We start from the raw sequence: 26,960 nt of genomic DNA on the forward strand, positions 1-26,960 counted from the left end.
CCCTTCCCGCCATGTCCCGGCACAGCCGGGGCATGGCTCGCCAAGCGCGGGCGGCACGCCCGCACCGCCTGAAAACTCAGACGTCCTCGACGTCCACGACGCCCGAGAGCGACTTCAAAGCGCCCTTGATCTGCGGGTTAAGCGGGTACTCAGTGCCAAGGTCCATCTCCACCTCACCCGGCAGCGCCGGGTCCATCAGGCAGAAACTCACGGGACCGGGCCGGGCCCCCTTGGCCTGCTCACGCGCGGTCTCCAGCAGGTCCGCCACCGTTGCCACCACGCCGGGGCTCGAGACATAGACCTTGAGCGCCATGCCCCCCGCGTCCGCCACGATGGTATCGACCGGCGCGACGGACCGCGCGAGCAGCTTCAACTGCTCCGATTCCATGTTCGCCTCGACCGTGACGACCACGTTCTGCCCGACTTCGAGGTATTCGCGGCAGGCTTCCAACGTGTCTGAAAACACCGTCACCTCGTAAAGCCCGGTGGGGTCCGACAGGCCGACGAAGGCGAAACGATTGCCCCGGGCCGACTTGCGCTCCTGCTTCGACGACACGGCCCCTGCGAGCTTGGCCACGCAGGGCGCGCGCTCGGCCTTTTTCGTCAGCTCTTCCAGCGTCACCACCTGCTTGCGCTTCAGCCCGGCCATGTAATCGTCAAGCGGATGGCCGGAGAGGTAGAAGCCGATCGCCTTGTGCTCCTCGGTCAGCCGCTCGTTGGGCAGCCAGTCGGGCACGTTCGACAGCCGCGGTTCCGGCAGGTCGTCGCCCGCCTCGCCGAAGAGCGACACCTGCGCGCTTGCGCGTTGTTCGTGGATCGCGCCGGAGTAACTCACCAGCGCGTCGAGGCTTTCGAACACCCGCCGCCGGTTCGCGTCGAGCGCGTCGAAGGCGCCGGCCCGCGCCAGCATTTCCATCGGACGCTTGCCCACGCGCTTGAGGTCCACGCGCCGCGCCACGTCATAGAGGTTGACGTATGGCTTTTCACGCCCGTCCACCTTGCGCGCCTCGACGATCAGCTTCATCGCCTCGACGCCCACGTTCTTCAATGCGCCGAGGCCGTAAACCACCCGCCCCTCGGACACGCTGAACATCGCGTCGGACCGGTTCACGCAGGGCGGCACAATCTCGATGCCCAGCCCCCGGCGCACCTCTTCGGCATAGACGCCCAGCTTGTCGGTCAGGTGGATATCGCAGTTCATGACGCCCGCCATGAACTCGACCGGGTGGTTCGCCTTGAGCCACGCGGTCTGGTAACTCACCACAGCATAGGCGGCCGCGTGGGACTTGTTGAAGCCGTAGTTGGCGAACTTCTCCAGAAGGTCGAACACCTCGCTCGCCTTCTTCTTGTCCACGCCCTTCTCGGCCGCGCCGGTCTCGAACTTCGGGCGCTCGGCGTCCATCGCCTCCTTGATCTTCTTGCCCATCGCGCGGCGCAGCAGGTCGGCGCCGCCAAGGCTGTAGCCCGCCATCTCTTGCGCGATCTGCATCACCTGTTCCTGATAGACGATGATGCCCTGCGTTTCCTCGAGGATATGGTCGATCAGCGGGTGAACGCTCTCGATCTCGCGCTGGCCGTTCTTGACCTCGCAATAGGTCGGGATGTTTTCCATCGGGCCGGGACGGTAGAGTGCGACGAGCGCCACGATGTCCTCGATACAGGTCGGCTTCATGCGCCTAAGCGCATCCATCATGCCCGTGGATTCCACCTGGAACACGGCGACCGTCTTGGCGCTGGCATAAAGGCGGTAGGTCTTTTCATCGTCCAGCGGGATCAGGTTGATCTGGTTCTCACCACCCTCCGCCGGGGTGTAGATCTCGGCCCCGTCCGGCCCGATATGCAGATCGCGCCCCTGCCCGTGGATCAGGTCGATGGCGTTCTGAATGACGGTGAGCGTTTTCAGGCCCAGAAAGTCGAACTTCACCAGCCCCGCCTGCTCGACCCATTTCATGTTGAACTGGGTGGCGGGCATGTCCGAGCGCGGGTCTTGATAAAGCGGCACCAGTTCGTCCAGCGGCCGGTCCCCGATCACGACACCCGCCGCGTGGGTCGAAGCGTTCCGCAAAAGCCCCTCGACCTGCTCGGCATAACGCAAAAGCCGCTCGACCACTTCTTCCGAGCGCGCTTCTTCGCGCAGGCGCGGCTCGTCTTTCAACGCCTGCGTGATCGACACGGGCTTCACGCCCTCGACCGGGATCAGCTTGGACAGCCGGTCCACCTGACCATAGGGCATTTGCAGCACCCGGCCCACGTCGCGCACGGCGGCCTTGGACAGCAGCGCGCCGAAGGTGATGATCTGGCCCACCTTGTCGCGCCCGTATTTCTCCTGCACGTAGCGGATCGTCTCTTCCCGCCGGTCCATGCAGAAGTCGATGTCGAAGTCCGGCATCGACACCCGTTCCGGGTTCAGGAAGCGTTCGAACAGCAGGGAGTAGCGCAGCGGGTCGAGGTCGGTGATGGTCAGCGCATAGGCCACGAGCGAGCCTGCACCCGACCCCCGGCCCGGCCCGACCGGGATATTCTGATCCTTGGACCACTTGATGAAGTCGGCAACGATCAGGAAGTAGCCGGGAAACCCCATGCCCTCGATGATGCCCAGCTCGAATTCCAGCCGCGCCTCGTAGTCCTCGACCGGGGCGGCATGAGGAATCACGGCCAGCCGTGCCTTCAGCCCGTCCTTGGCCTGCCGGCGCAATTCGTCCACCTCGTCATCCGCGAAGCGCGGCAGGATCGGGTCGCGCCGATAGGCCATGAAGGCGCAGCGCTTGGCGATCTCGACGGTGTTCTGTGTCGCTTCGGGCAGGTCCGCGAACAGCGTCACCATCTCCTGCGGCGATTTGAAATAGTGTTGCGGCGTCAGGTGCCGGCGCGGCTCCTGCTGGTCGACATAGGCCCCGTCCGCGATACAGATCAGCGCGTCATGCGCCTCATAAAGCCCGGTCTTGGGGAAATAGACGTCGTTCGTGGCGACCAGAGGGATGCCCATCTCATAGGCCATCTCGACAAAGCCGCGTTCGGTCTTCTGCTCGGGTTCGGTCAGTTGGCCGCCCTCGCCCGGATGCCGTTGCAGCTCGACATAAAGCCGGTCGCCGAACACGCGGTGGAACCATGACATCAGTTCCTGCGCCTTGGCGCGGTTGCCTTGCTGGAGCCGCTGACCCACCGGACCCTCGGCCCCGCCGGTGAGGCAGATAAGGCCCGCCGAGTATCTCTCCAGCTCTTCCAGCATCACCTCCGGCAGCGCCCCGTGCTTGTCGAGGTACAGGCAGGAGTTGAGCTTCATCAGGTTCTCGTACCCGCCCTCGTTCTGGGCCAGTAGAACCACCGGCGCGCCGGGCTTCGGCTGCTCCCCCGGTGCCGGTTTTTCGTAGGCCAGGGTGACCTGACAGCCGATGATCGGCTGCACGCCCGCTCCGCTCGCGGTCACGGAAAATTCCAGCGCGCAGAACATGTTATCCGTGTCCGTCACAGCAACGGCAGGCATGCCCATCGCCTCGCACAGACCGGGGAGTTTCTTCACCGGAACCGCGCCTTCGAGCAGCGAGTATTCCGTGTGAACGCGCAGGTGAATGAATCGGGGATCAGCAGCCATGCGCCCAGACTAGGCCCACGGTCGGCGGGGGCAAGCCGGGAACGTCACCCGGTCGCAATTGTGATGGACGCTGTTCGGGCAGCCACGCCAGACTGCCCCAAAACAACGAATGAGGCAGACATGATTCCCGGACCCACGCAGGATGTCCGCACGACCCGCTATCTCAAATCCACGCCCGGCGCGCTCTATCGCGGGCTGACCGACGGTCGGCTGCTGGTGGAGTGGTTCAAGCTCTTCGGCGAAGACCTCGCCGGTGCCACGGTCGAGCCGCAGCCGGGCGGAGCCTTCGACCTGACGCGGGCGCAGGCGGGTGCATCGCTCGAGACCTACCCGGCCTGCGTGATCGAGGCGCGGTCGGGGGCGCGGATCGTGATCACCACGGCGCTCGGCGCTGGGTATCGCCCCACGGGCGTCCACAATCCCGCGACGCTCATCCTCGACCTGCATGAGATCGCTTCGGGCACCCGGCTGGAAGCGAGCCTGATCCAGACGGATGGTGCGCGCCCCGGCCCGTTGGCGAGCTGGGACGACGGGGTGGCGCGGCTCGATTCCCTCGCTGCGGACATGACCCAAAACAGTTAGCCTCTGGGATAACTTTTTTCTTGACCGATGCGCTGGACTCGCAATAGTTAGCTTAATGGCTAACCAAATGGACTCCCTCTTCTCGGCCCTCGCCGACCAGACCCGCCGCGACGTGGTGGAGCGCCTGACGCGTGGCGAAGCGCCGGTCAAGGAACTGGCCGCGCCGCACGACATGGCGCTGCCCAGCTTCATGAAGCACATCGACCGGCTGGAAGAGGCGGGCGTTGTGTCCACCCGCAAGGTGGGCCGCCAGCGCATCGTTGCCCTCACGCCCGGGGCTTTCGGCCCGGCGGAAACATGGCTCGACCGACAGAAACAGGTTTGGGAGGGCCGCCTCGACCGGCTGGAAGCGCTCGCGCGGAAGATCGAGGCCGAAACGAATACCTTTCCGGGCGACGACCCCTAAAGGGCCGACCACACCGAACAAACAACCACGACCCCACGTTCTCAAGGATCCCGCACAATGGACATCTTCGCCTTCAATCCCGACACCGACCTCGAATTTTCCCGCACTATCGCGGCAAGCCCCGCGACCGTCTGGCGCTGCATGACGGATGCGGAGCTGCTCGCCCAATGGTTCTGCCCCAAGCCGTGGCAGGTGAAGAACGCCGTGATCGAGCCGCGACCGGGCGGCGCCTTTCACACCCCGATGTACGGACCCGACGGCGAAGTGATGGATGAGGGGGCGGGCTGCATCCTGATCGCCGACGAGGCGCGCGTGCTGGCCTTCACCGACGCCATGACGCCGGGGTTCCATCCAAAGGGCTCGGCCTTCATGACCGGCGTTTACATGCTGGAGCCGACCGAGGCGGGAACCAAGCTCACCGCCCGCGCGCTGCACGCGGACCAAGCCGCGCAGAAGCAGCACGAGGACATGGGCTTTTTCGGCGGCTGGGGCACCGCAATCGATCAGTTGGGCGCGCTGGCCGAGACGCTGTAGGTCAGGGTCCGCCCCCGGAAATAGGGCGCAAATCCGGTGTCGCGGACATAGCCGACCTCGCTTTCCAGCGGGATGCGCCGTCCGCCGATCTCGCGATAGTTGGAATAGCGCCCTTCCCAGACCATCGAGCGCATCGTTCCATCCGGCTGAATAGCCGGGCGGTCCTGCGCCGTCATACGCGCGACGTCGCCGCGATCATCGAAATAGAGCGTCACACGCGCGGTCCCGCCCGGCGTGTCGAGCGCGACCTCGACCGCATCACCCGCTGACGTCCAGACGAGGTCGCGGTTGAGCAGGATTGCGTCGGGCGACCATGGTATTTCGGCAAGGTAGCGTGCAGCCTCGGCCACATCCGCCGCCGGCCCTTTGAAGGCATCCATGCGCCACGCGCCGAAGAGCCGGACATCGAGAATACCGTGGCCGGCCGCGTAGCTGTCGAGGACGCGCACCACCGGCACGGGACCGGCCCGCATCACGGCGGTCCAGGCGAAGCCCGTCACCCCGGTCCCGATGACTTGCCGCGCCGACAGCGCCATCCAGTCATCGCCGGGGTTGCGCTGCATCTCGGCCGATTGCGTGAGGTGCGCCGCCGTCCCCGGTGTGGCCCCCATCATGCCGCGCAGGGCGAAGGCCTCGACCTTCTCCGGCAGATCGGCACGGGCAGCGCCCGCCCGGTCCGCAACCAGCCCCGCCTCGCGGTCCGCAATCGCGCGCGACACCTGCCACGCCTTTGCCCCGGTGACGATCATCGTCACGAGCAAGAGTCCCAAAACCACGAGAGCCACGATCTTCATGTCAGCCTCCTTCACCCTGGATGCGCCATGACACGAAGCGCCGCCACGCGCCTTGCGCCGGATCAATCCGGGGTCCGGCCGGTGCCGCGCTTTTGGGCAGTCACCCGCCGGACCGCCCGGATGCGTGGCGTTTTCAAGCCCTTGTGGGCCCCGCTGCCTTGCCCGATGGGTAGACAGCGCCCAATTTCTGCGCTTTCCTGACGGAACAACCCGGCTCTTCTACGCCGCATCGAAGGGCCGACCGGGGAAGATCGTAAAGCGGCGGGACAGACAGGGCATGGATATCGCGTTTCTTCTCAACGGAGAGACCGTTGAGCTGACCGGCGTATCTGCGACCACGACGGTACTCGATTGGCTGCGCGAAGAGCGCGGGCTGACCGGGACGAAGGAAGGTTGCAACGAGGGCGACTGCGGGGCCTGCACGGTGATGGTGACCGACCATTCGGGCACGAAACCCATCAACGGCTGCATCCTCTTCTTGCCGCAGATCAACGGAAAATCGCTGACGACCGTCGAGGGGCTCGCGGCCCCGGACGGCACGATGCACCCCGTACAGCAGGCGATGGTCGAACATCACGGGAGCCAGTGTGGTTTCTGCACCCCCGGCTTCGTCGTCTCGATGGCGGCAGGCCAAATCACCGGCGAGACGGATCACGACCGCCAGCTTGCGGGCAATCTGTGCCGCTGCACGGGCTACGCCCCCATTGTGCGCGCCGCCGTGAATGCCGCGCGGCAGCCGGTTCCGGCCTGGCTGCGCGACCGGCCCGCCGGGCCGCCGATGGGTGCTTACGTCAACGACTTTCAGCCGACGACAATCGCGGCCCTCGCCGAACTGCGCCGCGCCCATCCCGACGCCACCATCGTCGCCGGGGCCACGGACGTGGGGCTCTGGGTCAACAAGGACCACCGCCCGCTCGGCAACGTCATCTTCATCACCCAGATCGAGGAGCTGCGCCGGATCGAGGTCGCGCCCTACATGATCCGCATCGGCGCTGCGGCGAGCATCGAGGCGCTCCGCCTCGCCACCGCCCGCCGCTACCCGTCGCTGGCCGCCATGCTGGACCGCTTCGCCTCGGCCCAGGTGCGTGCTGCGGCGACCGTCGGCGGCAACATCGCCAACGGCTCGCCCATCGGGGATACGCCACCGCCGCTCATCGCGCTGGGGGCCATGCTGCAACTGCGCAACGGCGAGGACATGCGGGAAATCCCGCTCGAGGATTTCTTTATCGAATACGGCAAGCAGGACATCGGACCGGGCGAATTCGTCGAGGCGGTGGTCATCCCCCGCGATCAGGAGAGCGACCGGCTCAAGGTCTACAAACTTTCCAAAAGGTTCGATCAGGACATTTCCGCGGTCCTCGGCGCATTCAATATCGAGATCAAGGACGAAAAAGTGATATCCGCCCGCATCGCCTTCGGGGGCATGGCGGGCACGCCGCAACGGGCCCGGGCCGTCGAGCGCGCGCTGGTCGGGCGGCCCTGGACCGAGGCCACGGTGCGCACGGCCAAGTGGTCTTTCGCCGAAGATTTCCGCCCGATGTCAGACATGCGCGCCTCTGCCGCCTACCGGCTGGAAACCGCGGCCAACATGCTCGACCGCTACTGGCGCGAGGATCAGGGTGAAGCGGTGGACGTGCGGGAGGTGACCTCATGAGCATGGGCAAACCCCTCCCCCACGACAGCGCGCCGCTCCACGTCACCGGCGCGGCCCGGTATATCGACGACATTCCGGTGCCCGCCGACTGCCTGCACCTCGCTTTCGGTCTCAGCCACGAGGCGCGGGGCGTCATCACCGCGATGAACCTCGACGCGGTGCGTTCGGCCCCGGGCGTGATGCGCGTCCTGACCGCCGCAGACCTGCCGGGCGTGAACGACATTTCGACCGCCGCCCATGACGAGCCGCTTCTTGCGGCGGGCGACGTGCATTACCACGGCCAGCCGATCTTCCTCGTCCTCGCCACCTCGCACCGCGCCGCACGCGAAGCGGCGGCCAAGGCCGACATCACCATCGAGGCCAAGCCCGCGCTTCTTTCCATCGACGACGCGCTCGCCGCGCGCAGCTATTTCGAAGGCGGCCCCCTCACATGGCGGCGGGGCGAGGTCGCGCCGGCCATGGCCAAGGCCGAAACCATCGTCGACGGGCGCATTGAGATCGGGGGGCAGGAGCACTTCTACCTCGAAGGTCAGGTCAGCCTCGCCATGCCGCAGGACAACGGCGACATGGTGCTTCACACCTCGACGCAGCACCCGACCGAGATCCAGCACAAGGTGGCCGAGGCGCTCGCGACGCCGTTCCATGCAGTGCGGGTCGAGACGCGGCGCATGGGCGGCGGGTTCGGCGGCAAGGAAAGCCAGGGCAACGCGCTCGCCATCGCCTGTGCCATCGGCGCGCACCTGACCGGCAAGCCCTGCAAGATGCGCTACGATCGGGATGACGACATGGTCATCACCGGCAAGCGCCATGATTTCCGCATCGCTTACAAGGCGGGGGTGGATGCCAAGGGCAAGCTGGTGGCGGTGGAGTTCGACCAGTATGTGCGCTGCGGCTGGTCGATGGACCTGAGCCTGCCGGTCTGCGACCGCGCGATGCTCCATGCCGACAACGCCTACTGGATTCCGAACATCCGGATCACATCCCACCGGCTCAAGACCAACACCTGCTCCGCCACCGCGTTTCGCGGCTTCGGCGGGCCGCAGGGCATGGTCGGGATCGAGCGGGTGCTGGATCACATCGCCCACCGGCTCAAGATGGACCCGCTGGAGCTGCGGCAGGCGAATTTCTACAAGAAATCCCGCCCGCAGGAGACGCCCTATGGCCAGCCCGTGAAGGGCTTTATCCTGCCCGAGATGGTCAAGAGCCTCGCCGAGAGCGCCGACTACAAGGGCCGGAAGCAGGCCATCGCGCGCTGGAACGAGAAAAGCACCGTTCTGAAAAAGGGGATCGCGCTGACCCCTGTGAAATTCGGCATCAGCTTTACCCTCACCCACCTCAACCAGGCGGGCGCGCTGGTGAACCTCTATGCCGACGGATCGGTGACGATCAATCACGGCGGCACCGAGATGGGTCAGGGCCTGAATCAGAAGGTCGCACAGGTCGCCGCCGCGGGCTTCGGCATCGGGATGGAGCAGGTGCGCATCACCGCGACCGACACCGGCAAGGTGCCCAACACCTCGGCCACCGCCGCGTCGTCTGGCTCCGACCTGAACGGCATGGCGGTCAAGAACGCGGTGGACGAGATCCGCGACCGCATCGCGCGGTTCCTCGCGACCGAAGCCGGGGTGAAGCCCCGCGATGTGGTGTTCGCACAAGGGCGCGTCACGGCGGGCGAGATGGACATGACCTTTGCCGAGGCCGCCAAACATGCCCATGAAAACCGGATCAGCCTTTCGGCCACCGGCTTCTACGCCACGCCGGACATTTCCTGGGACCGCGCCATCGGCAAGGGGCATCCGTTCTTCTACTTCGCCTACGGCGCAGCGATCACCGAGGTCGCCATCGACACGCTCACAGGTGAGAACCGCATCCTGCGCGTGGATATCCTGCACGACGTGGGCCAGTCGCTGAACCCCGCCGTGGACGTGGGCCAGATCGAGGGCGGCTATGTGCAGGGCGCGGGCTGGCTCACCACCGAGGAACTGGTGTGGGACGAAAAGGGCGTTCTGCGCACCCATGCGCCCTCGACCTACAAGATCCCGGCCTGCTCGGACCGCCCCGACGTGTTCAACGTGGCGCTGTGGAACGGCGAGAACCACGTTCCCACGATCTACCGCTCCAAGGCCGTGGGCGAGCCGCCCCTGATGCTGGGCATCTCGGCGCTGATGGCGCTGTCGGACGCGGTGGGCGCCTGCGGTGACGGCTACCCCCACCTCAACGCCCCCGCCACGGCGGAACGCGTGTACATGGCCGCCAAGCGCGTGCAGGGGGCGCGGTAAATGGCGGAGCCTTTCGCATGAGCTTCGACCGCTCCGCCCTCGCCGCGCGGATCGCGGCGCATGGTCCGATGGTCCGGGTCGTGGTGGCCGAGGTCGCGGGGTCGGCCCCGCGCGAGGTCGGGGCCTCCATCACGGTGTGGGAGGACGGTCAGGACGGCACCATCGGCGGCGGAACCCTGGAATACGAAGCCGCGGCGACGGCGCGGGAGATGCTCCGCGCTGGCACCGACAAGATCACCCGAAGCGTCGCGCTCGGACCCGACATGGGCCAATGCTGCGGCGGGCGCGTGCGGCTCCTGTGGGAGCGGTTCTCCGAGGCTACCCTGCCCGACGGCCCCATCCATGCCCGACCGACGGGCAAAGCGGAACCGACCCTCACCGTCCAGCGCATCCTCGCCCGGTCGCGTGACCGGGGGGATCAACCCGGGCCCATGCTCATGGATGGCTGGATGATCGAGCCGCTCACCGCGCGCCCCGCCCCGGTCTGGATCTGGGGGGCCGGCCACGTCGGCCGCGCGCTGGTCTCGGCCCTGTCCGCCCTGCCCGACATCACCATCACCTGGATCGACACGGCGCCCGAGCGGTTCCCGGATGACATCCCTGAAGGCATCACCGCCCTCCCCGCCCCCGACATCGCGGCGGCCACCCGGTTCGCACCGCCGGACGCCCATCACATCGTGCTGACCTACAGCCACGCGCTCGATCAGGCGATCTGCGACGGTCTGCTCGCGCGCGGCTTTGCCAGCGCGGGCGTCATCGGGTCCGCGACCAAATGGGCCCGGTTCCGCAAACGCTTGCAGCAATCGGGTCACACCTGTGCCGAAATAGACCGCATCCGCTGCCCGATCGGCGACAAGAGCCTCGGCAAGCACCCGGCGGCGATTGCCTTGGGCGTGGCGGCAGATATCGTGAAGAATGTGGGACGCGCGCGGCGAGACGCGCGACCGGGGGACAAGGGGACCGAGAATGACAGACGCCTATCTGGCGATTGATGGGCTGACCAAGGCCTATCCCGGCGTCGTGGCCAACGACGACGTGTCCTTCGCCATCGCCCCCGGCCAGATCCATGCGCTGCTTGGCGAAAACGGGGCGGGGAAGTCCACGCTGGTCAAGATGATCTACGGGCTGGTCAAACCTGACAAGGGCCAAATGCGCGTGAACGGTACGCCCTTCGAGCCCGCCAACCCGCACGCCGCCCGCGGTGCCGGCGTGGCGATGGTGTTCCAGCACTTTTCCCTCTTCGACGCGCTCGACGTATCCGAGAACATCGCGCTCGGCATGGACAACCCGCCGCCCATGCGCGAGCTCGCCCAGCGCATCACAGATGTCTCCGAGGCCTACGGCCTGCCCCTCGACCCGACCCGGCGTGTCGGCGACCTGTCGGCGGGCGAACGCCAGCGGGTCGAGATCATCCGCTGCCTGCTACAGAACCCCAAGTTGCTTGTCATGGATGAGCCGACCTCGGTCCTGACCCCGCAGGAAGTCGAGATCCTGTTCAAGACGCTCAACAAGCTCTCGGACGAGGGCACGGCGATCCTCTACATCTCCCACAAACTCGAAGAGATCCGGGCGCTGTGCGATCACGCCACGGTCCTGCGGCTGGGCAAGGTCGTGGGCGAGTGCAATCCGCGCGAAAAATCGGCGCGGGAGCTGGCCGAGATGATGGTGGGCCAGACGCTCCACACCCCCTCACGAGACTACGCGGAGCCGGGCGACGTGCTGTTGACCGTCGAGGGCCTGACACTGGCCCCCGCCAACGAATTTGGCACCCGCCTGCGTGACGTGGCTTTCGAGCTGCGCGCGGGCGAGGTCCTTGGCATCGCCGGTGTCGCGGGCAACGGTCAGGACGAACTACTCGCCGCGCTGTCGGGCGAACGCACGACCAAGCCGGACGCGGTGCGCCTCAAGGGCATACCCATCGGCCGCCACGGCCCCAACGCCCGCCGCGCCGCCGGGCTTCTGGCCGCGCCGGAGGAACGGCTGGGCCATGCTGCGGCCCCGGAGATGAGCCTCACCGAGAACGCGCTTCTCACCGGCGATATCCGCGAGCAACTGACCACCAACGGCTTCGTCGCCTGGTCCAAGGCGCGCGACTTCGCGGGCAAGGTGATCGAGGCGTTCGACGTGCGTACGCCGGGCACCGAAACGGCCGCCGGGGCACTTTCCGGCGGGAACCTCCAGAAATTCGTGATCGGGCGCGAGATCCTGCAACGCCCCGAAGTGCTCGTCGTCAACCAGCCGACCTGGGGCGTGGACGCCTCGGCCGCTGCCGCGATCCGGCAGGCGCTTCTCGACCTCGCAGCACAGGGCGCAGGCGTGGTCTGCATCAGTCAGGATCTCGACGAACTCATGGAAATCTCCGACCGCATCTCGGCCCTGACCGAGGGGCGCATGGCCCCGCCCCGCCCGGCCAAGGGCATCACGATCGAGGAGATCGGCCTGATGATGGGCGGCGCGCATGACATGCACGAAGCCCACCCCGAGGAGGCCAACGCATGAGCCTCATCCGTCTCGAAAAGCGCCCGGCGCCCTCGCGGCTCCTCTCCGGCCTCACGCCGATCCTCGCCGTGATCGCCACCATGTTCGCCGGCGGCATCATGTTCGCGGCCCTGGGGTTCAGCCCGTTCGAAGCGATCCGTATCATCTTCTGGGATCCGCTCTTCGATCCCCAGTTCGGCCCCTATTCGCGGCCCCAGCTCCTCGTGAAGGCCGGTCCCCTGATCCTTATCGCGACCGGCCTCGCCCTCGGCTTCCGGGCGGGGATCTGGAACATCGGAGCCGAGGGTCAGTACATCATGGGCGCGATCGTCGGCGCGGGGGCGGGCCTTGCTTTCTACCCGTCCGAATCCTTTTTGATCTTTCCCTTCATGGTCCTTGCAGGCGCCTTCGGTGGCTGGGCCTGGGCAATGATCCCGGCGATCCTGAAGACCCGCTTCGGCACGAACGAAATCCTCGTGTCGCTGATGCTGGTCTATGTCGCCGAAAACATCCTCGCCTCGGTCTCCTCCGGCCTCCTGCGCAATCCCGACGGCATGGGCTTCCCCGGCTCACGCAATCTGCGGCGGGACTTTCCGGCAGCCTCCAACACGGAAATCTTCGCCGACACCGGGATGCACTGGGGCGTCGTCGCCGCCTTCATCGCCGTTATCCTCGCCTATGTCCTGATGTCGCGCCACAAGATGGGCTTCTCGATCCGGCTCGCAGGCGAAGCGCCGCGCGCCGCGCGCTTCGCAGGCGTCTCGCCCGCCCGGCTCATTATCTTTTGCCTCGGCACGGCCGGCGCACTCGCGGGCCTTGCCGGACTGTTCGAGGTCTCCGGCCCCGCCGGTCAGATCTCGATCGACTTCAACACCGGTTACGGCTTCACGGCGATCATCGTGGCCTTTCTCGGCCGCCTTCACCCGGTCGGCATCCTTCTGGCGGGCCTGCTCATGGCGCTCACCTACATCGGCGGCGAACTGGCCCAGCTCATGCTCGGCATGCCGGCAGCCGCCATCCAGCTCTTCCAGGGCATGCTCCTGTTCTTCCTTCTCGCGATGGACGTTTTCGCCAATTACCGCGTCCGCATCGGCACGCCCGAGATCGCCAAATGATGGTCTTTCCGGTCTCCAAATATCCCGGGAGAGCGCGAGAGGGCAGCGCCCTCTCGCCCGCCGCCGCGCCAACCGGCGCGGCTCCCAAAGCGCGCGCTTGCGCGCCCAATTCGACAGGAGCCGCCTGATGGACTCGATCAACCCGATCCTTCTGATCGCCTCGCTCATGGTGGCCTCAACCCCGATCCTGCTCGCGGCCTTGGGCGAAATGGTGGTCGAGAAGGCCGGCGTCCTGAACCTCGGGGTCGAGGGCATGATGATCACCGGCGCCGTGGTCGGCTTCGCCATCGGCGTGAACACCGGGTCGAGCTGGGCCGGCTTCGCCATCGCGGCCATCGCCGGGGCGGGCCTGTCAATGATCTTCGCGATCATCACGCAGATGCTTTTGTCCAATCAGGTGGCCACCGGCCTGGGCCTCACGCTCTTCGGGCTCGGCCTCTCGTCGCTGATCGGCAAACCCTATGTCGGAATGAAAGCGCCGGGGTTCGCGAAACTCGACATCCCGGTCCTGTCCGACATTCCGGTTCTGGGGCCGATCCTGTTTCGCCATGACCCGATGGTCTATCTCTCGCTCGCCGCAATCTTGGGCGTCTGGTACCTGCTCACATACACCCGCGCGGGTCTTGTCCTGCGCGCGGTGGGCGAGAACCACAACGCGGCCCATGCGCTCGGCTACAAGGTCGTGCGCGTGCGTTTCATGGCCATTGCCTTCGGCGGGGCCATGGCTGGACTTGGCGGCGCCTATGTAAGCCTCGTGCGCGTGCCGCAATGGGTCGAGGGGATGACGGCAGGCGCGGGCTGGATCGCGCTCGCCATCGTCGTGTTCGCCTCATGGCGCCCCTGGCGCATTCTGCTCGGCGCCTATTTGTTCGGCGGGATCACCGTGCTACAGCTTAATTTGCAGGCAGCCGGTTCGACCGTCCCGGTCGAGTACCTGTCGATGAGCCCCTACCTTGTGACCATTCTCGTGCTGGTCATAATCTCCGTCCGGGGTAATCACGGGGCACCGGGGTCGTTGGGACGTGTCTTCCACGCCTCGCACTGAGGCCGCCGGACAGATCGAGGGATGAGTGTCACGCGCCGAAATCTTGCAGATCCTGGATGGGACGCATCCGACCGTGGGCCGGTCCGTCGCGCTTGCGATGGACCTGCTGGTGCTCGCCTCGGCGCTTGCCATCGCGGTCGAGACCGTGCCGGGCCTCGACCCAACCTTGCGCCGTGCGCTGTTTTCCTTCGAGGTGCTGGTCGTCCTGATCTTCGCCACGGAATACTTCCTGCGGCTCTTCTCTGCGCGCAAACCGGCACGATACGTCTTCAGCTTTTGGGGCGTCGTCGACCTCATGGCCTGGCTTCCGGCCGTGCTCATGTTCATTCCGGCGTTCCAGGCCGTGCGCGTGCTGCGGCTCATTCGCCTTCTGCGTCTCATCAAGCTGTTCAACACGGCCCCCGCGCTGAACCGGCTGATGCAGGCCTTCGGGCGGGTCAAGAGCGAGCTTGTCGTCTGGGGCGTGATCTCGACCCTGCTGCTCTACATCTCGGCCGTCGGCATTTACGTCTTCGAAAACCCGGTGCAGCCCGAGGTCTTTTCCTCGATCCCCGCTGCGCTGTGGTGGTCGGTGGTGAGCTTCACCACGGTCGGTTACGGCGACATGTTCCCGATCACGCCGATGGGGCGGCTCCTGACCACCGTTCTTCTCTTTATCGGCCTCGGCATCTTCGCGGTGCCCGCGGCCATTGTGACCACCGCGCTGCTCGAGGCGGAAACCAAGCTCGACCCGCGCGACCCGGAACCGAAAACACCTGAATCCAACAAGGGAGACTGACATGAAACTTGCTACCAGACTACTCACCGGCACCGCACTCGCGGTTGGCCTCGCAGGCATGGCCCAGGCCGAAAGCCACGGCGAACCCGTGAAGGCGGGCTTCATCTACGTCGGCCCCGTCGGCGACGGCGGCTGGACCTATGAACACAACGAAGGCCGGCTCGCGGTCGAGGAAGAATTCGGCGACATGGTCGAGACCGTGTACCAGGAGAACGTGCCGGAAGGCGCGGACGCCGAGCGCGCCATCACCCAGATGGCCCTGTCGGGCGCCGACATCATCTTCACCACCTCCTTCGGTTACATGGAACCGACCGTCGCCGTGGCCGAGAAGTTCCCCGACGTCGTCTTCGAACACGCCACGGGCTACAAGACCGCCGACAACCTCGCGGTCTATTCCGCCCGGTTCTACGAGGGCCGTGCCATTCAGGGCCACATCGCGGGCAACCTGACCGAGTCGAACATCATCGGTTACATCGCGTCCTTCCCGATCCCGGAAGTCATCCGGGGCATCAACTCGGCCTACCTCCACGCCAAGAAGGTGAACCCGGACGTCGAGTTCAAGATCATCTGGGCCTACACTTGGTTCGATCCGGCGAAAGAAGCCGACGCGGCCAAGGCTCTCATCGAGCAGGGCGCCGACGTGATCCTACAGCACACCGACTCGACCGCACCGCAGGCTGCCGCGCAGGAAGCCGGCAACGTCTATACCTTCGGTCAGGCGTCCGACATGGCGGAATACGCGCCCATGCCGCGCGTCTCGTCGATCATCGACAACTGGGCACCCTATTACATCGACCGCGTGAAGGCGGTCATGGACGGCACCTGGGAAAGCCACAGCGTATGGCAGGGTATCGGTGACGGCATGGTCGGCATCGGCGAGATCACGGATGCGGTTCCGGCGGACGTGAAGGAAGAAGCCCTCGCGCTCAAGGACTCGATCGGCGCGGGCGAGTATCACCCGTTCACCGGCCCGATCAACAAGCAGGACGGATCGGTCTGGCTGGAAGAGGGCGAAACCGCCGACGACGGCACGCTCCTGAGCATGGATTTCTACGTTGAGGGCATCGAGGGCGAAATCCCCAACTGATCCCCGCTGAAAACGGACTGGAAAGGCCCCGCCCTGCGGGGCCTTTTCTTTTGCCGGGGGTCGTGCCAGCGTCCCGCCCATGGACGATTTTCTCATCATCGGCGGCGGGATCGCCGGGCTTACCGCAGGCGCGCATCTCGCCGCCCATGGCACGGTCACGCTTTTGGAATCGGAAGAGGCACTCGGCTATCACGCCTCATCCCGGTCGGCGGCGATCTTCATCCCCACCTACGGGGCCCCGTCGGTCAAAGCCCTGAGCCTTGCCTCGGCGGCGGACCTTCACGACACCGGCCTCACCAGCCCGCGCGGCGTGATGGCTGTTGGCCGGGCGGGCGAAGAGCAACAACTCGCCCATGTGGCGGCCGACCTGTCGCTCGCCCCCATCCCGCTGTCAGACGCGCGCGCACTGATCCCCATCCTCGACCCCGAGGCGATCACGGCCGCCGCGTATCGTGAGGAGGCGTGGGACATCGACACCGACGCGCTGCTCCAACTCTACGCACGCCGCCTGCGCGACAACGGACAGATCGTCACCCGCGCGCCTGTCACGACCATCCGCCACCTGGACGGGTGGGAGGTCGAAGCGGGTGGCAAAACCTACCGCGCCCGCACCCTTGTCAACGCCGCCGGTCCCTGGGCTGACGTCATCGCCGAAATGGCTGGCATCCCCCCCATCGGCATCACGCCCCTGCGCCGATCGATGGCCCGGATCGAAGTGCCGGGCGGCGCAGACGCCCGCGACTGGCCGATGGTGATCGGGGCGCGAGAGAACTGGTATGCCAAGCCCGACGCGGGCGCACTCATCGTGTCACCGTCAGAAGAAGACCCCATCGACCCGATGGACGCCTGGGCCGAGGACATGGTGCTGGCCGAAGGGCTCATGCATTTCGAGGAGCATATCACGGGCGAGGTGACGCGCATGCTCGCCAACTGGGCAGGTTTGCGCACATTCTCGCCCGACCGTCAGCTCGTCATCGGCGCGGAACCGGGGATGTCGGATTTCTTCTGGATGGCCGGGCAAGGCGGCTATGGGTTCCAGACCGCCCCGGCTGCCGGACGCCTGCTCGCCGCGCTCGCGACCGGTCAGGCGCCAGAGGTGGCCGGGGACATCGTCACCGCCTGCGATCCCGCGCGCTTTCGCTGAACCTACTTGCCGCGCAGGATCGCCGCCGGGTCTTCCCGCGCCGCCCGTGCGGCGGGCAGGTAAGCCCCGATCAAGCCGATCCCAAGGCCCAGCGCCAGAGCGCGGGCAAGGAGCGCCGCGTCAATCACCGGCTCAACGAACCCCTCGACACTGGGCGACCGCGCCACGATCCACGCCACGGCGACCCCCGCGAGGATACCCAGCACAGACCCGGCGGCGGTAAGCCACGCGCCCTCGAGCAACAGCACGCGGATCACCCGACCGCGCGGCCAGCCGACCGCGCCCATGATCGCGATTTCACCGCGCCGCTCGTTCACCGTCATGGCCATCGTGTTCAGCACGGCCAGCGCGGCGGAAAGCACAGCCACCGTGGACACCACCCAGGCGAGGATATTGGCGATGCGCAGGTTGAGGTATTCCTCCACCATCTCCTCGGTCGCATCGACGGACAGGTTGGGAAAGCGGTCCGCGAGACCGTCGATCACCGCGTCGCGCTCGGCGGGGGACAGATTGTCCTCCAGCCGCACCACGACCGAGGTCGCCTGCGCCTCGCGGTAAGTCTGCGCCTGCATGTCGCCCAGACGCATGAGGGCTCCGTTCTGCGACATCACCCCGTCGGCCGCGTAAATGCCGGTGACAGCGAAGGGCACGGCAAAGACCTGCACCCTGTCGCCGGGGGCGACGTTCAGCCGTTCGGCCAGACGAGCGCCCAGCGCGATGCCGCCCGCCACCTCGCCGCTCGCATCCTCGGCCACGGGAAACCGGCCCGCGATGATCTCGACACTGTCGAACCCATAGGCATCCGGCGGCCAGCCGACGATAAAGCTCGTCGTCGCCTCGCCCACCGTGGTCATGCGGCCCATCTCGGGCGCAGCGGCCTGCACGCCTTCCACCTGCGCCACCTCGGCGGCGAGGCTTTCGGGCACCACCGACGACAGGATGTCCGCCGCCCCTGCCTCGGTCATCACCACGTCCGTCCCGCGCGAGGAAAAGCCCTCGAGCAGCGTGTTCTCGATCCCGCGCGTGAGCCCCACGAGCGCGACATAGGCCGCGATGGCGAGCGCGACGCCCAGCAACGTCAACCCGGTGCGCCAGGGCCTGTGCGTGAGGTTTCTGAGCGCGATGCCGGTCAGCGTCATGGCGCATCCTCCAGCTTGCCGTCGACCATGTGAACCTCGCGCCCGCAAGCCGCCGCCACGCCCGGATCATGGGTCACGATGACGACCGTTGTGCCGGCGTCGTTCAGCCCGCGCAGCAGGCCGACCACGCGTTCGGAATTGGCCACGTCCAGCTCGCCGGTCGGCTCGTCCGCCAGCACGACGGCAGGGGAATTGGCCAGCGCGCGGGCGATGGCGACGCGCTGCCGCTCCCCGCCCGACAGGCCCGCAGGCAGCCGGTCCGCATGTTTGGCAAGTCCCACCCGGTCAAGCGCTGCATGGGCGCGCTCGGCCCTGAGCGTGGCAGAGCGCTCCACCCCGATCATCGGCATCTCGACGTTCTGCACGGCGGTAAGTGTCGGCAAAAGCCAGTCGTCCTGGAACACCAGCCCGAGCGAGGCCGCCCGCACCCGCGCCCAGTCGGCCCGGCGCACGGGCGTCTGGCCCAGCACCGTGACCGCGCCCGCGTCCAGCCGGATCAGCCCGGCCATCGCGTAAAGCGCGGTGGACTTGCCCGACCCGGAAGGGCCGGTGATCGCCAGCATCTCGCCCTCCGCCACGTCCAGCGACAGATCGTCGAGCGCCGGGTGCTCCATCGCGGGGAACCGTTTGACGAGCCCGCGGGCCGAGATTGCAGCCGTCATGGCGCCCCGGACAGGTAAGCGACGAGCGCGGGCATGTCGCCGGAGATGAGGATGGGCCGGAAGTCCTTTTGCTGCTGGGCCGTGACCAGCACGCCCTCCACCGCCACGTTGCTCACCCGAAAACCACCTCCAACGGGCCTCATGTAGAACTCGGTCATCCGCACGAGCCGCCCGTCCTCGCGCACTTCAGTGCCGACCAGCGTGAGGGAGCCAAGTTGCCTCGTGCCAATCGGGATCAGGTCACCGTCACCCGCCCGCAATGTCCGGCGAACGAACGCGCGGGCGAGGTTGGACCGGTAGGCCTGCAAGTAAGCGTCGTCCGCCTTGTCCCGAAACGCCTCCGGCAAGGCCGACAGTGCCATGGACCTGAGGTCGAACCAGCGATCCAGCGCTGCACCCACCTGCGCAGCGCCGGCAGACGGGTTCGACCCGGCAACCTCGGCCGCCGCTTCGAAATCGGCGCCAAGCGCGCGCACGGCATCTTCCGGCGTCTGGGCCGAAGCCGCTGTCGCGACTATCGCCGCGACGAATGCCAATGCGGCCAGCCAGCCGAGGATCTTCAACATGGGGGCAGCATATGGCGCGGCCCCGCCTCTGGAAACCCATTGCGGATTTGAGCGCTGCGGCTTGATACGCATCAAGGACTTGCCACGAGGGGGCGTCATGGTGCGGGATGGGGAGGCGAACAGGAACGGGCCACCAGCCCAAGGAGCCAGACATGGAAGACAGCCCCCTCAAGGGCATGATGGACCCGGCCTCGGTCGCGGTCATCGGCGCGTCCGAGACACCGGGCAGCGTGGGCGCACAGGTGTTCGCGAACCTCACCGGCGGCGGGTTCGCGGGCGACATCTATCCGGTCAATCCGCGCCGCGACACGGTGGGCGGGCTGCGCAGCTATCGCTCGGCCACGGCCATCGGCAAGGACATCGACCTCGCCGTTATCGCGGCCCCTGCCCGCACGGTTCCGGGAATCATCCGCGACTGCGGCGAGGCGGGCATCCGAAATGCCGTGATCCTTTCACCCGGCTTCGACGAGGACGGGAGCGGGCAGAAGCCACACGGCGACCTGCGCGCCATCGCCGCGCGGGCGGGTGTGCGCTTCATGGGTCCCAACTGCGTGGGGCTCGTGCGCCCGTGGCACAAGATGAACGCGACGATCCTGCCCGCCGGAACCCCCAAGGGCCGCCTCGCGCTCATCTCGCAATCCGGCGCGCTGTGCTCGGCGATTTCCGACTGGGCCGGGCCGCATCACCTGGGCTTTTCCGCGCTGGTGTCGCTGGGCAACTCCATCGACATCGACTTCGGCGACATGCTGCAATACCTCGCCTCCGACCCCCATACCGACGCGATCCTGCTGTATGTCGAGGGCGTGCGCGACGCGAAGAGCTTTATCTCCTCGCTGCGATATGCGGCCCGACTGAAGCCTGTGATCGTGCTCAAGTCCGGGCGCCATGCCCGCTCCGGCGAGGCGGCACATACGCACACGGGCGCGCTCATCGGGTCGGACGCCGTGTTCGACGCGGTGCTGGAACGGGCGGGCGCCGTGCGCGCGATGACCTTCGGACAGCTCTTCGCGGCGGCCGAGATCCTGTCGTCCAACCGCAAGGCCACGGGGAACCGGCTGTCGATCATCACCAATGGCGGGGGTGCGGGTGTCCTCGCCGCCGACCGCGCCGCCGACCTGAACGTGGCGTTGCCCGCGCTGGAGGTGAAAACGGTCGCCGCGCTCGACAAGGCGCTGCCGGGCGGCTGGAGCCACGCCAACCCGATCGACATTCGTGGCGACGCTGGGCCGGCGGCCTACGGCGCGGCGGTCAAGGCGGCACATGACGATCCGAACTACGACGGGGTGCTCGTGCTCCTTACCCCACAGATCAAATCCGATCCGGAAGGTGCCGCGCAGGCGGTCGTGGACGCGCTGCCAAAGCGACGGCGCAAGCCGGTTCTGGCGTGCTGGATGGGCGAGGCGAGCGTGGCCGAGGGGCGCAGGCTCCTCTCCGCGAACGGTGTGGCCGACTTCATCTCGCCGGAACGGGCGGTCGAGGCGTTCTCCTACCTCGCCAAGCATCACCGTAACCGCAAGCTGGCGCTGGAGGTGCTCGGCCCGCTCTCGCCCACGACCGCGCCGGACCTCGACGGGGCGCGGCTCATCATACAAGCGGCGTTGGCCGACGACCGCGAGATGTTGTCGGACCTCGAAGCCAAGGCGGTGCTCAAGGCCTTCCGCATCCCGATCAACGTCACCTTCGAAGCCGAGAGCGCGACCGAGGCGCTCGTCGCGGCTTCGTCAGTGGGGTTCCCGGTGGCGATGAAGATCTCTTCCCCCGACATCACGCACAAGTCCGACGTGGGCGGTGTGCGCACGGGCATCGGGGACGCTGCCGAGGTCAAGCGCGTCTTCCGCGACATCTGCGACCGGGTGCGCCGCGAACGGCCCGGCGCACAGATCAAGGGCGTCACGGTCGAAGCGATGGCGAACATCGAGGCCCCGCGCGAACTGGTGATCGGGGCGAGCCGTGACCCGGTCTTCGGCCCGACGATCCTCTTCGGCGCGGGCGGCACGGCGGTCGAAGTGCTGGCCGACAATGCCGTCGCCCTGCCGCCGCTCAATGCCGTGCTGGCCAACCGGCTCATCAGCCGCACTCGCGTCTCGCGCCTGCTCGCCGCCTATCGCGACATGCCGGCGGCGGACCGCGAGGCAGTGATCTTCGTCCTGCGCCGCATCTCGATGATGGTGAGCGAACTGCCGGAAATCGTGGAGCTGGACCTCAACCCGCTTATTGCCGGGTCGAACGGCGTGCTGGCGGTGGACGCGCGCATCCGGGTGGCGCGCCCGCCCGCGCGCGACGGGCTTTACGATCACATGGCGATCCATCCCTACCCGCGCCACCTGATCCGGCAGGAACACCTGTCGGACGGCACCCCGCTCATCATCCGCCCGATCCGGCCCGAAGATGCCGAGAGCGAGCAGAAGTTCGTGAAGAACCTGTCGGAAGAAGCGCGGATGTTCCGGTTCATGGGTGTGCTGAACGAGCTGTCGCCGGAGATGCTCGTCCAGTTCACCCAGATCGACTACCGCCGCGAGATGGCGCTGGTCGCGATGGCCGAGATCGACGGGGAAGAGGTGCAGTGCGGCGTGGCCCGCTATGTCATCAACCCCGACGGGCGCAGCGCGGAATTCGCCGTGGTCGTGGGCGACCAGGTGCAGCACCAGGGGATCGGGACGCGGCTGATGAAGGGGCTGTTCCGGGCTGCGCGGGACCACGAACTGACCACGATCGAAGGGACGGTGCTGCGCAACAACGCGCCGATGCTCAAACTCATGAGCGAGTTGGGCTTCACCACCCGCCGCGACCCGGACGACGCGGAACTCGTGATCGTCGAGCGCGCGCTCTGACGCGACGAAATACCACCGCGCGGGCGGGGAGGCCCGCGCGGTAGACAGGATGAGGGACAGACGGGAGGGGACATGCTGGCGTTTATATCTCACCACGAGTGCCACGATCACGACGCGGGGCCATTGCACCCCGAACAACCGCTCAGGCTGGAGGCGATCACCAATCAGCTGATCTCCTCCGGGCTCGACTACGTCTTGCGCCATTACGACGCGCCGCTGGTGACCCGCGAGCAGCTGATCCGGGTCCACGACGACGACTACATCGACCGGGTCTACGCCATCGCTCCCGGCGAGGGGATGCAGTCGGTCGAGGTGGACGGCGACACGGTCATGTCCTCGGGCACGCTGCGCGCGGCCGAGCGGGCCGCGGGCGCGGGCGTGCTGGCCGTCGACCTTGTCCTTTCGGGCGAGGCCAGCCCGGCCTTCTGCGCCGTGCGCCCACCCGGCCACCATGCCGAGCGTGGCACCGCGATGGGGTTTTGCCTGTTCAACAACATCGCCGTCGCAGCGGCACATGCGCTGGAAGCGCACGGGCTGGAGCGGGTGGCCATCGTCGATTTCGACGTCCATCATGGCAACGGGACCGAAGACATCTTCCGCTCAGAGCCGCGCGTTCTGTTCTGTTCGTCGTTTCAGCATCCGTTCTATCCCTTCACCGGACACGAGAAGGAGACAGACAACCTCGTCGATGTCCCGCTGTCCGCCGGAGCCGGGTCCGCGGAATTCCGGGCGGGCGTGACGGACCACTGGCTGCCGCATCTCGATGCGTTCAAGCCGCAACTCCTGCTGATCTCGGCGGGCTTCGACGCGCATGTGGCCGACGACATGTCCTCGCTTCAACTGACCGACGACGACTACGCCTGGGTGACGCAGGCGCTCGCGGATGTCGCGGGGCGCCATGCGGAGGGCCGGATCGTGTCGATGCTGGAGGGCGGGTATGAGCCGGGGGTGCTGGCGCGTTCCGTCGTGCGCCACCTCGACGTTCTGCTGGGGTGAGGCGGGGCGCCGCCCCCGGACTCACGAAGTATCCGCAAAGAAAAGAAGACGGACCGGGCGCTCAGACGAAGCCGCGGTCGCGGATGAGGGCGACGAGTTCGTCGCAGCTCTCGTCCTCGGCCTTGCCCGAGGTGTCGAGCTGGGCCAGCGCCTTTTCATAAAGCGCCTCACGCGACGTGAGGATGGACTTGAGCTGTTCCATCGCCTCGGGGTTGCCCGCCATCGGGCGCTCGTCCCCCTGCTCGCGCACCCGCGCCATGTGCTCGGCCGGGGTCGCCTTGACCCAGATCGTGTGGAAATGGGTGAGCAGGCGGTTATAGGTCTCGGGCTCGGCCACGATGCCCCCGGCCACGGCGAGGATCATGGAGTCGTGCGTGGCGATCACGCGGCCCAGCGCCTGCGCCTCGAGCCGCCGGTAGCCCTCCTGCCCGTAAAAGGCCATGACCTCGTCCACCGGCATCCCGGCCTGATCTTCGATCTCGCGGTTGAGTTCCACGAAGGGGATGCCGAGTGCCTCGCCCGCACGCCGTCCCAGCGTCGACTTGCCAGCGCCGCGCAGGCCCACGAGGCAGACACGGTTCGCCCGTTGCATCGCCGTCGGCTCCGGCGACAGGGTCGCGCGCACCGACGCCTGAACGCCGCTGTCGGCGCTGCGGTAAAGATCGGCGACGCGCAGCGCGTCGGAGGTCCAGGGGTCATCCTCGCCCACGAGCCACTCGATCTTGTGGTCGAGCGCCACCGCCACCCGCTGCAACAGACCGATGGAGATGTTTCCCTCGCCCGCTTCGAGCTGGGCGAGGTAGCGCGGCGAGACACCGGATTTCTCCGAAAGAACGCGGCGGGGGATGCCCTTGCGGTCCCGCGCCCGGCGTACCCGTTCACCGACCCGCGCGATCAGGTCGTCGACCGCCCGGTCACCATCGGACCGGTCGTCGCGCGCTTCTCCACGGAAATTGGTGATCTCGGACATACCGCCTCATGTTCAATAGTGCATAAATCCTAGGCGGTGATGCGGGGCGGTTCAAAGGAAAACCGGGATCGACCGGGATATAGTGCACAAAAGCCTCAGCCGCGCACCAGCGGCTCCAACAGGCTGCGCACCCGATCCGGCGGCGGCTGCTTGGTGAAGGTCGAGGCCTGGATGAAGACTTCGACGAAGCTGCCCTCGAAACACAGCGTGCCATCCTGCCGCCCGACCACGCGGAACGTCACCGACGTGGTGCCGAGCCGTTCGGGCCAGACTTCGCAGTCCAGCGGATGACGCGGCGTGACCGGCGCGCGGAAATCGAGCGACATGGACACGAAGGGCATCCCCATGTCGTGATCGATCTCCTGAAAATACCAGCCGCCGCCGATATGGTGGTCGAGAAACGCGTTGATCGCGTCGAGGCACCAGTTCGGGATGCGGCCGGTATAGGCGATCCGGGCCGGGTCGCAGTCCCCCCAGGAAACCTTGACCGTGTGAATGAAAGGTTCGCTCATCTGTGCTGCCTCGCGCAAAAGGACGGGGGCGCGCGGCCCCCGAGTCCTGGTCTGTAGCCGCCGGACAGGCCCGGCTCAGTAGGTCTCGACGTGATAGCGGCCCTCTTCGCGCATCCGGTCCCGGATCGGGGTCCAATCCTGACCCTGGGCACGGGCGATGTCGGCCAGCGCTTCCTCGACGCCGTGCTCCATCTCCTTCTTGCCGCAGATGTAGATATGCGCCTTGTCCGAGGACAGGAGCTTGCCGACCGCGTCCTTCTCCTCACGCAGCTTGTCCTGAACGTAGTGCTTGGGCTGATCCTCGAGCCGCGAGAAGGCGAAAACCTTGCGCATGAAGGGTTCAGGCACCTTCTTGAGCGGCCCGAAATAGGGCAGTTCGCCCGGCTTGCGCGCACCGAAGACCAGCGTGAGCTTGCCTTCGTTGGACGGCATGTCGCGTTGGCGGCGCATGGTAAAGCCGCGAAACGGGGCCGAGCCGGTGCCGGTACAGATCATCAGGAGTTCCGCGTCCGGGTCGGAAGGCAGCAGGAAGGTCGAGCCGAAGGGGCCGGTCACGCGCACCTTGTCGCCCTTCTTGAGGTCGCAGACGTAGTTGGAGCAGACCCCCTGCTCTTCCCGCTTCACGGTGAGCGAGATGTTGTTGTAACCGGGCCGCTCGCCGTCGCGGGGAGATGACACCGAGTAGAGACGTGGCAGGTGCGCCTTGCCGTCCGGCCCCTCGCCCGGCGGGATGATCCCGATGGACTGACCTTCGAGCACCGGCATGGGGGCCGCGCCGAAATCGAGGATGATGTGGCGCACGTCCGCGTCGCTGTCCTCGGCGGTGAGGCGGTAGTTGCCCTGCACCGTCGCCTCGACCGGCTTGCCGAGGTTGTAAAGGTTCACGGTCGCCTTGGAGGCCGACTTGGGAGCCACGGACTTGCCGCCAGCCCCGGCATGGGCTTCGGCCAAGAGCGCCGCCATCGCCTCGTCCAGCGCTTCCATCGAGCCGTCGCCCTCGGAGGCAGGCTCAACGTCGCCCTGCTCGGGAAGCTCGGTCCATTCGAATTGTTCGTCCAGCGAATACGGCTCGTTCACCACGCGCCACTCGTCGATCGAGCCGGTCGGGCAGACCGGGATGCAGTCCATGCAGAAGTTGCACTTCTCGGCATCCACCACGACGTTGTCGTCGTTATGGGTGATCGCCTCGATCGGGCAGGTCATCTCGCAGGTGTAGCAGCGGATGCAGATTTCCGGGTCGATCAGGTGTTGTTTGAGCGGCTTGTTCATTTCTCTTCCGTCCAGAATGGCTGCGTGGACCAATCGAAATTGAAACACGCTTGCTGTTCTCGTTTCAGGCCTTCTTCATCCAGACCCAAACGCCGATAGAAGTTGGCGTCAGCTGAAGGCAGTCGGGTTTGTTTGTTGACGACCAAGACCGGCAGCAGGGGCAAGCCCTGATCCTTGAGCCATTCTCCCATTTCGGTGAGCTTCGCGCCCCATCCTTGGGCAATCCCTCCGAAACGGTCCGCAAATTCACCGTATGTAACCAGCCGTTGTTCCGTCGCTGCTATGGCAAGAAAGGCGGCTTGTTCCGGCGAGAACCTGGGTGAGGCCAAGTCACTTGCCCTTGAGCACGAGATCGGGAACCAGCATCGTCTCGATCAACTCGTGACACAGCCCCCGGCAATCGGCGCAACCGACGCAGCCCTGTTTCAGTTCGACGATCCGGCTCGCGACGTCGCGGGTGCGCGGCGCGTGTCCTGTCTGGCGGTCAACTTGCATGGTCTCCTCCCAATGTCGGGGGCAGGATGAGG

Annotated in this window: 24 protein-coding genes; 14 read left to right on the forward strand and 10 right to left on the reverse strand. The window is 66.7% G+C overall.

Going from position 1 to position 26,960, the window contains the following annotated elements; genetic code table 11:
• Positions 1–76: 76 nt before the first annotated feature.
• Entirely contained in the window at positions 77–3,592 is a 3,516-nt protein-coding gene (gene dnaE / locus B2585_RS09930) for a DNA polymerase III subunit alpha (protein ID WP_292022524.1), read from the reverse strand.
• Between the two features lie 120 nt (positions 3,593–3,712).
• Here dnaE and B2585_RS09935 point away from each other — a divergent pair, with 120 nt between their 5' ends.
• Genes B2585_RS09935 through B2585_RS09945 form a run of 3 tightly spaced genes read left to right on the forward strand, consistent with a single transcriptional unit; the run spans position 3,713 to position 5,114 of the window.
• Complete coding sequence (locus B2585_RS09935) at positions 3,713–4,174, forward strand: SRPBCC domain-containing protein (RefSeq protein WP_292022526.1); 462 nt, start codon at positions 3,713–3,715, stop codon at positions 4,172–4,174.
• 55 nt (positions 4,175–4,229) lie between these two features.
• On the forward strand, positions 4,230–4,580 hold the full coding sequence (locus tag B2585_RS09940; RefSeq protein WP_292022528.1) for an ArsR/SmtB family transcription factor: 351 nt from the start codon (positions 4,230–4,232) through the stop codon (positions 4,578–4,580).
• Positions 4,581–4,637: 57 nt separating this feature from the next.
• Positions 4,638–5,114: an SRPBCC family protein gene (locus B2585_RS09945; protein ID WP_292022529.1), complete on the forward strand. Its 477-nt coding sequence runs from the start codon at positions 4,638–4,640 to the stop codon at positions 5,112–5,114.
• On the opposite strand, the gene B2585_RS09950 is transcribed toward B2585_RS09945, so the two are convergent.
• The gene (locus tag B2585_RS09950; RefSeq protein WP_292022531.1) at positions 5,084–5,908 is read right to left on the reverse strand and encodes a DUF6544 family protein; all 825 of its coding nucleotides are present in this window, start codon (positions 5,906–5,908) and stop codon (positions 5,084–5,086) included. The genes B2585_RS09945 and B2585_RS09950 overlap by 31 nt on opposite strands.
• Positions 5,909–6,185: 277 nt before the next feature.
• Between B2585_RS09950 and B2585_RS09955 the strand changes: the two genes are divergently transcribed.
• The 9 genes from B2585_RS09955 (at position 6,186) to B2585_RS09995 (ending at position 17,488) form a co-directional block, all read left to right on the forward strand.
• Positions 6,186–7,562 (forward strand): xanthine dehydrogenase small subunit, encoded by a 1,377-nt coding sequence (locus B2585_RS09955; protein WP_292022533.1) that lies wholly within the window; start codon positions 6,186–6,188, stop codon positions 7,560–7,562.
• The gene (gene xdhB / locus B2585_RS09960; protein ID WP_292022535.1) at positions 7,559–9,841 is read left to right on the forward strand and encodes a xanthine dehydrogenase molybdopterin binding subunit; all 2,283 of its coding nucleotides are present in this window, start codon (positions 7,559–7,561) and stop codon (positions 9,839–9,841) included. The genes B2585_RS09955 and xdhB overlap by 4 nt, the downstream gene beginning before the upstream one ends.
• A 17-nt stretch (positions 9,842–9,858) precedes the next feature.
• Positions 9,859–10,833, forward strand: coding sequence for a xanthine dehydrogenase accessory protein XdhC (gene xdhC / locus B2585_RS09965; protein ID WP_292022537.1), 975 nt, complete (start codon positions 9,859–9,861; stop codon positions 10,831–10,833).
• A complete protein-coding gene (locus tag B2585_RS09970) occupies positions 10,808–12,340 on the forward strand; it encodes an ABC transporter ATP-binding protein (RefSeq protein WP_292022539.1) in 1,533 nt (510 codons plus the stop codon). The genes xdhC and B2585_RS09970 overlap by 26 nt, the downstream gene beginning before the upstream one ends.
• A complete protein-coding gene (locus B2585_RS09975; RefSeq protein WP_292022541.1) occupies positions 12,337–13,434 on the forward strand; it encodes an ABC transporter permease in 1,098 nt (365 codons plus the stop codon). The genes B2585_RS09970 and B2585_RS09975 overlap by 4 nt, the downstream gene beginning before the upstream one ends.
• Positions 13,435–13,561: 127 nt before the next feature.
• Positions 13,562–14,479, forward strand: a complete 918-nt coding sequence (locus tag B2585_RS09980) for an ABC transporter permease (RefSeq protein WP_292022543.1) — start codon at positions 13,562–13,564, stop codon at positions 14,477–14,479.
• A gap of 25 nt (positions 14,480–14,504) precedes the next feature.
• Entirely contained in the window at positions 14,505–15,257 is a 753-nt protein-coding gene (locus tag B2585_RS09985; protein WP_292022544.1) for an ion transporter, read from the forward strand.
• A gap of 1 nt (position 15,258) precedes the next feature.
• Positions 15,259–16,344 carry a BMP family ABC transporter substrate-binding protein gene (locus tag B2585_RS09990; RefSeq protein WP_292022546.1) on the forward strand — a complete coding sequence of 362 codons (1,086 nt, stop codon included), beginning with the start codon at positions 15,259–15,261 and terminating at the stop codon, positions 16,342–16,344.
• Positions 16,345–16,423: 79 nt separating this feature from the next.
• Complete coding sequence (locus B2585_RS09995) at positions 16,424–17,488, forward strand: NAD(P)/FAD-dependent oxidoreductase (RefSeq protein ID WP_292022548.1); 1,065 nt, start codon at positions 16,424–16,426, stop codon at positions 17,486–17,488.
• 2 nt (positions 17,489–17,490) lie between these two features.
• Here the strand turns inward: B2585_RS09995 and B2585_RS10000 are convergent, their stop codons facing one another.
• The 3 genes from B2585_RS10000 to B2585_RS10010 are packed head-to-tail and all read right to left on the reverse strand — an operon-like array spanning position 17,491 to position 19,855.
• Complete coding sequence (locus B2585_RS10000; RefSeq protein WP_292022549.1) at positions 17,491–18,627, reverse strand: ABC transporter permease; 1,137 nt, start codon at positions 18,625–18,627, stop codon at positions 17,491–17,493.
• Entirely contained in the window at positions 18,624–19,289 is a 666-nt protein-coding gene (locus tag B2585_RS10005; protein ID WP_292022551.1) for an ABC transporter ATP-binding protein, read from the reverse strand. Before B2585_RS10005 ends, B2585_RS10000 begins: the two co-directional genes overlap by 4 nt.
• Positions 19,286–19,855, reverse strand: coding sequence for an ABC transporter substrate-binding protein (locus B2585_RS10010; protein WP_292022553.1), 570 nt, complete (start codon positions 19,853–19,855; stop codon positions 19,286–19,288). Before B2585_RS10010 ends, B2585_RS10005 begins: the two co-directional genes overlap by 4 nt.
• Positions 19,856–20,007: 152 nt before the next feature.
• Between B2585_RS10010 and B2585_RS10015 the strand changes: the two genes are divergently transcribed.
• Together B2585_RS10015 and B2585_RS10020 are read left to right on the forward strand one after the other, a co-directional pair.
• Positions 20,008–22,686, forward strand: a complete 2,679-nt coding sequence (locus B2585_RS10015; protein WP_292022555.1) for a bifunctional acetate--CoA ligase family protein/GNAT family N-acetyltransferase — start codon at positions 20,008–20,010, stop codon at positions 22,684–22,686.
• Positions 22,687–22,758: 72 nt separating this feature from the next.
• Positions 22,759–23,682: a histone deacetylase family protein gene (locus B2585_RS10020; RefSeq protein ID WP_292022557.1), complete on the forward strand. Its 924-nt coding sequence runs from the start codon at positions 22,759–22,761 to the stop codon at positions 23,680–23,682.
• A gap of 61 nt (positions 23,683–23,743) precedes the next feature.
• Here B2585_RS10020 and B2585_RS10025 read toward each other — a convergent pair whose 3' ends face one another.
• The 5 genes from B2585_RS10025 to B2585_RS10045 form a co-directional block, all read right to left on the reverse strand.
• Positions 23,744–24,652: a helix-turn-helix transcriptional regulator gene (locus B2585_RS10025; RefSeq protein WP_292022559.1), complete on the reverse strand. Its 909-nt coding sequence runs from the start codon at positions 24,650–24,652 to the stop codon at positions 23,744–23,746.
• A gap of 95 nt (positions 24,653–24,747) precedes the next feature.
• Positions 24,748–25,164 carry an acyl-CoA thioesterase gene (locus B2585_RS10030; protein ID WP_292022560.1) on the reverse strand — a complete coding sequence of 139 codons (417 nt, stop codon included), beginning with the start codon at positions 25,162–25,164 and terminating at the stop codon, positions 24,748–24,750.
• 75 nt (positions 25,165–25,239) lie between these two features.
• Positions 25,240–26,433 (reverse strand): benzoyl-CoA 2,3-epoxidase subunit BoxA, encoded by a 1,194-nt coding sequence (gene boxA, locus B2585_RS10035; protein ID WP_292022562.1) that lies wholly within the window; start codon positions 26,431–26,433, stop codon positions 25,240–25,242.
• A complete protein-coding gene (locus B2585_RS10040) occupies positions 26,430–26,762 on the reverse strand; it encodes a hypothetical protein (RefSeq protein WP_292022564.1) in 333 nt (110 codons plus the stop codon). Before B2585_RS10040 ends, boxA begins: the two co-directional genes overlap by 4 nt.
• Before the next feature lies 1 nt (position 26,763).
• The gene (locus B2585_RS10045) at positions 26,764–26,928 is read right to left on the reverse strand and encodes a hypothetical protein (protein ID WP_292022566.1); all 165 of its coding nucleotides are present in this window, start codon (positions 26,926–26,928) and stop codon (positions 26,764–26,766) included.
• Positions 26,929–26,960: the final 32 nt, after the last annotated feature.

The organism is Maritimibacter sp. UBA3975, from assembly GCF_002384975.1.
Lineage (GTDB): Bacteria > Pseudomonadota > Alphaproteobacteria > Rhodobacterales > Rhodobacteraceae > Maritimibacter.

What these genes read in the sequence shown, in the direction of transcription:
- dnaE (WP_292022524.1), bottom strand. Translation starts at nt 3,592, where the DNA reads ATGGCTGCTGATCCCCGATTCATTCACCTGCGCGTTCACACGGAATAC.
- B2585_RS09935 (WP_292022526.1), top strand. Translation starts at nt 3,713, where the DNA reads ATGATTCCCGGACCCACGCAGGATGTCCGCACGACCCGCTATCTCAAA.
- B2585_RS09940 (WP_292022528.1), top strand. Translation starts at nt 4,230, where the DNA reads ATGGCTAACCAAATGGACTCCCTCTTCTCGGCCCTCGCCGACCAGACC.
- B2585_RS09945 (WP_292022529.1), top strand. Translation starts at nt 4,638, where the DNA reads ATGGACATCTTCGCCTTCAATCCCGACACCGACCTCGAATTTTCCCGC.
- B2585_RS09950 (WP_292022531.1), bottom strand. Translation starts at nt 5,908, where the DNA reads ATGAAGATCGTGGCTCTCGTGGTTTTGGGACTCTTGCTCGTGACGATG.
- B2585_RS09955 (WP_292022533.1), top strand. Translation starts at nt 6,186, where the DNA reads ATGGATATCGCGTTTCTTCTCAACGGAGAGACCGTTGAGCTGACCGGC.
- xdhB (WP_292022535.1), top strand. Translation starts at nt 7,559, where the DNA reads ATGAGCATGGGCAAACCCCTCCCCCACGACAGCGCGCCGCTCCACGTC.
- xdhC (WP_292022537.1), top strand. Translation starts at nt 9,859, where the DNA reads ATGAGCTTCGACCGCTCCGCCCTCGCCGCGCGGATCGCGGCGCATGGT.
- B2585_RS09970 (WP_292022539.1), top strand. Translation starts at nt 10,808, where the DNA reads ATGACAGACGCCTATCTGGCGATTGATGGGCTGACCAAGGCCTATCCC.
- B2585_RS09975 (WP_292022541.1), top strand. Translation starts at nt 12,337, where the DNA reads ATGAGCCTCATCCGTCTCGAAAAGCGCCCGGCGCCCTCGCGGCTCCTC.
- B2585_RS09980 (WP_292022543.1), top strand. Translation starts at nt 13,562, where the DNA reads ATGGACTCGATCAACCCGATCCTTCTGATCGCCTCGCTCATGGTGGCC.
- B2585_RS09990 (WP_292022546.1), top strand. Translation starts at nt 15,259, where the DNA reads ATGAAACTTGCTACCAGACTACTCACCGGCACCGCACTCGCGGTTGGC.
- B2585_RS09995 (WP_292022548.1), top strand. Translation starts at nt 16,424, where the DNA reads ATGGACGATTTTCTCATCATCGGCGGCGGGATCGCCGGGCTTACCGCA.
- B2585_RS10000 (WP_292022549.1), bottom strand. Translation starts at nt 18,627, where the DNA reads ATGACGCTGACCGGCATCGCGCTCAGAAACCTCACGCACAGGCCCTGG.
- B2585_RS10005 (WP_292022551.1), bottom strand. Translation starts at nt 19,289, where the DNA reads ATGACGGCTGCAATCTCGGCCCGCGGGCTCGTCAAACGGTTCCCCGCG.
- B2585_RS10010 (WP_292022553.1), bottom strand. Translation starts at nt 19,855, where the DNA reads ATGTTGAAGATCCTCGGCTGGCTGGCCGCATTGGCATTCGTCGCGGCG.
- B2585_RS10015 (WP_292022555.1), top strand. Translation starts at nt 20,008, where the DNA reads ATGGAAGACAGCCCCCTCAAGGGCATGATGGACCCGGCCTCGGTCGCG.
- B2585_RS10020 (WP_292022557.1), top strand. Translation starts at nt 22,759, where the DNA reads ATGCTGGCGTTTATATCTCACCACGAGTGCCACGATCACGACGCGGGG.
- B2585_RS10025 (WP_292022559.1), bottom strand. Translation starts at nt 24,652, where the DNA reads ATGTCCGAGATCACCAATTTCCGTGGAGAAGCGCGCGACGACCGGTCC.
- B2585_RS10030 (WP_292022560.1), bottom strand. Translation starts at nt 25,164, where the DNA reads ATGAGCGAACCTTTCATTCACACGGTCAAGGTTTCCTGGGGGGACTGC.
- boxA (WP_292022562.1), bottom strand. Translation starts at nt 26,433, where the DNA reads ATGAACAAGCCGCTCAAACAACACCTGATCGACCCGGAAATCTGCATC.
- B2585_RS10045 (WP_292022566.1), bottom strand. Translation starts at nt 26,928, where the DNA reads ATGCAAGTTGACCGCCAGACAGGACACGCGCCGCGCACCCGCGACGTC.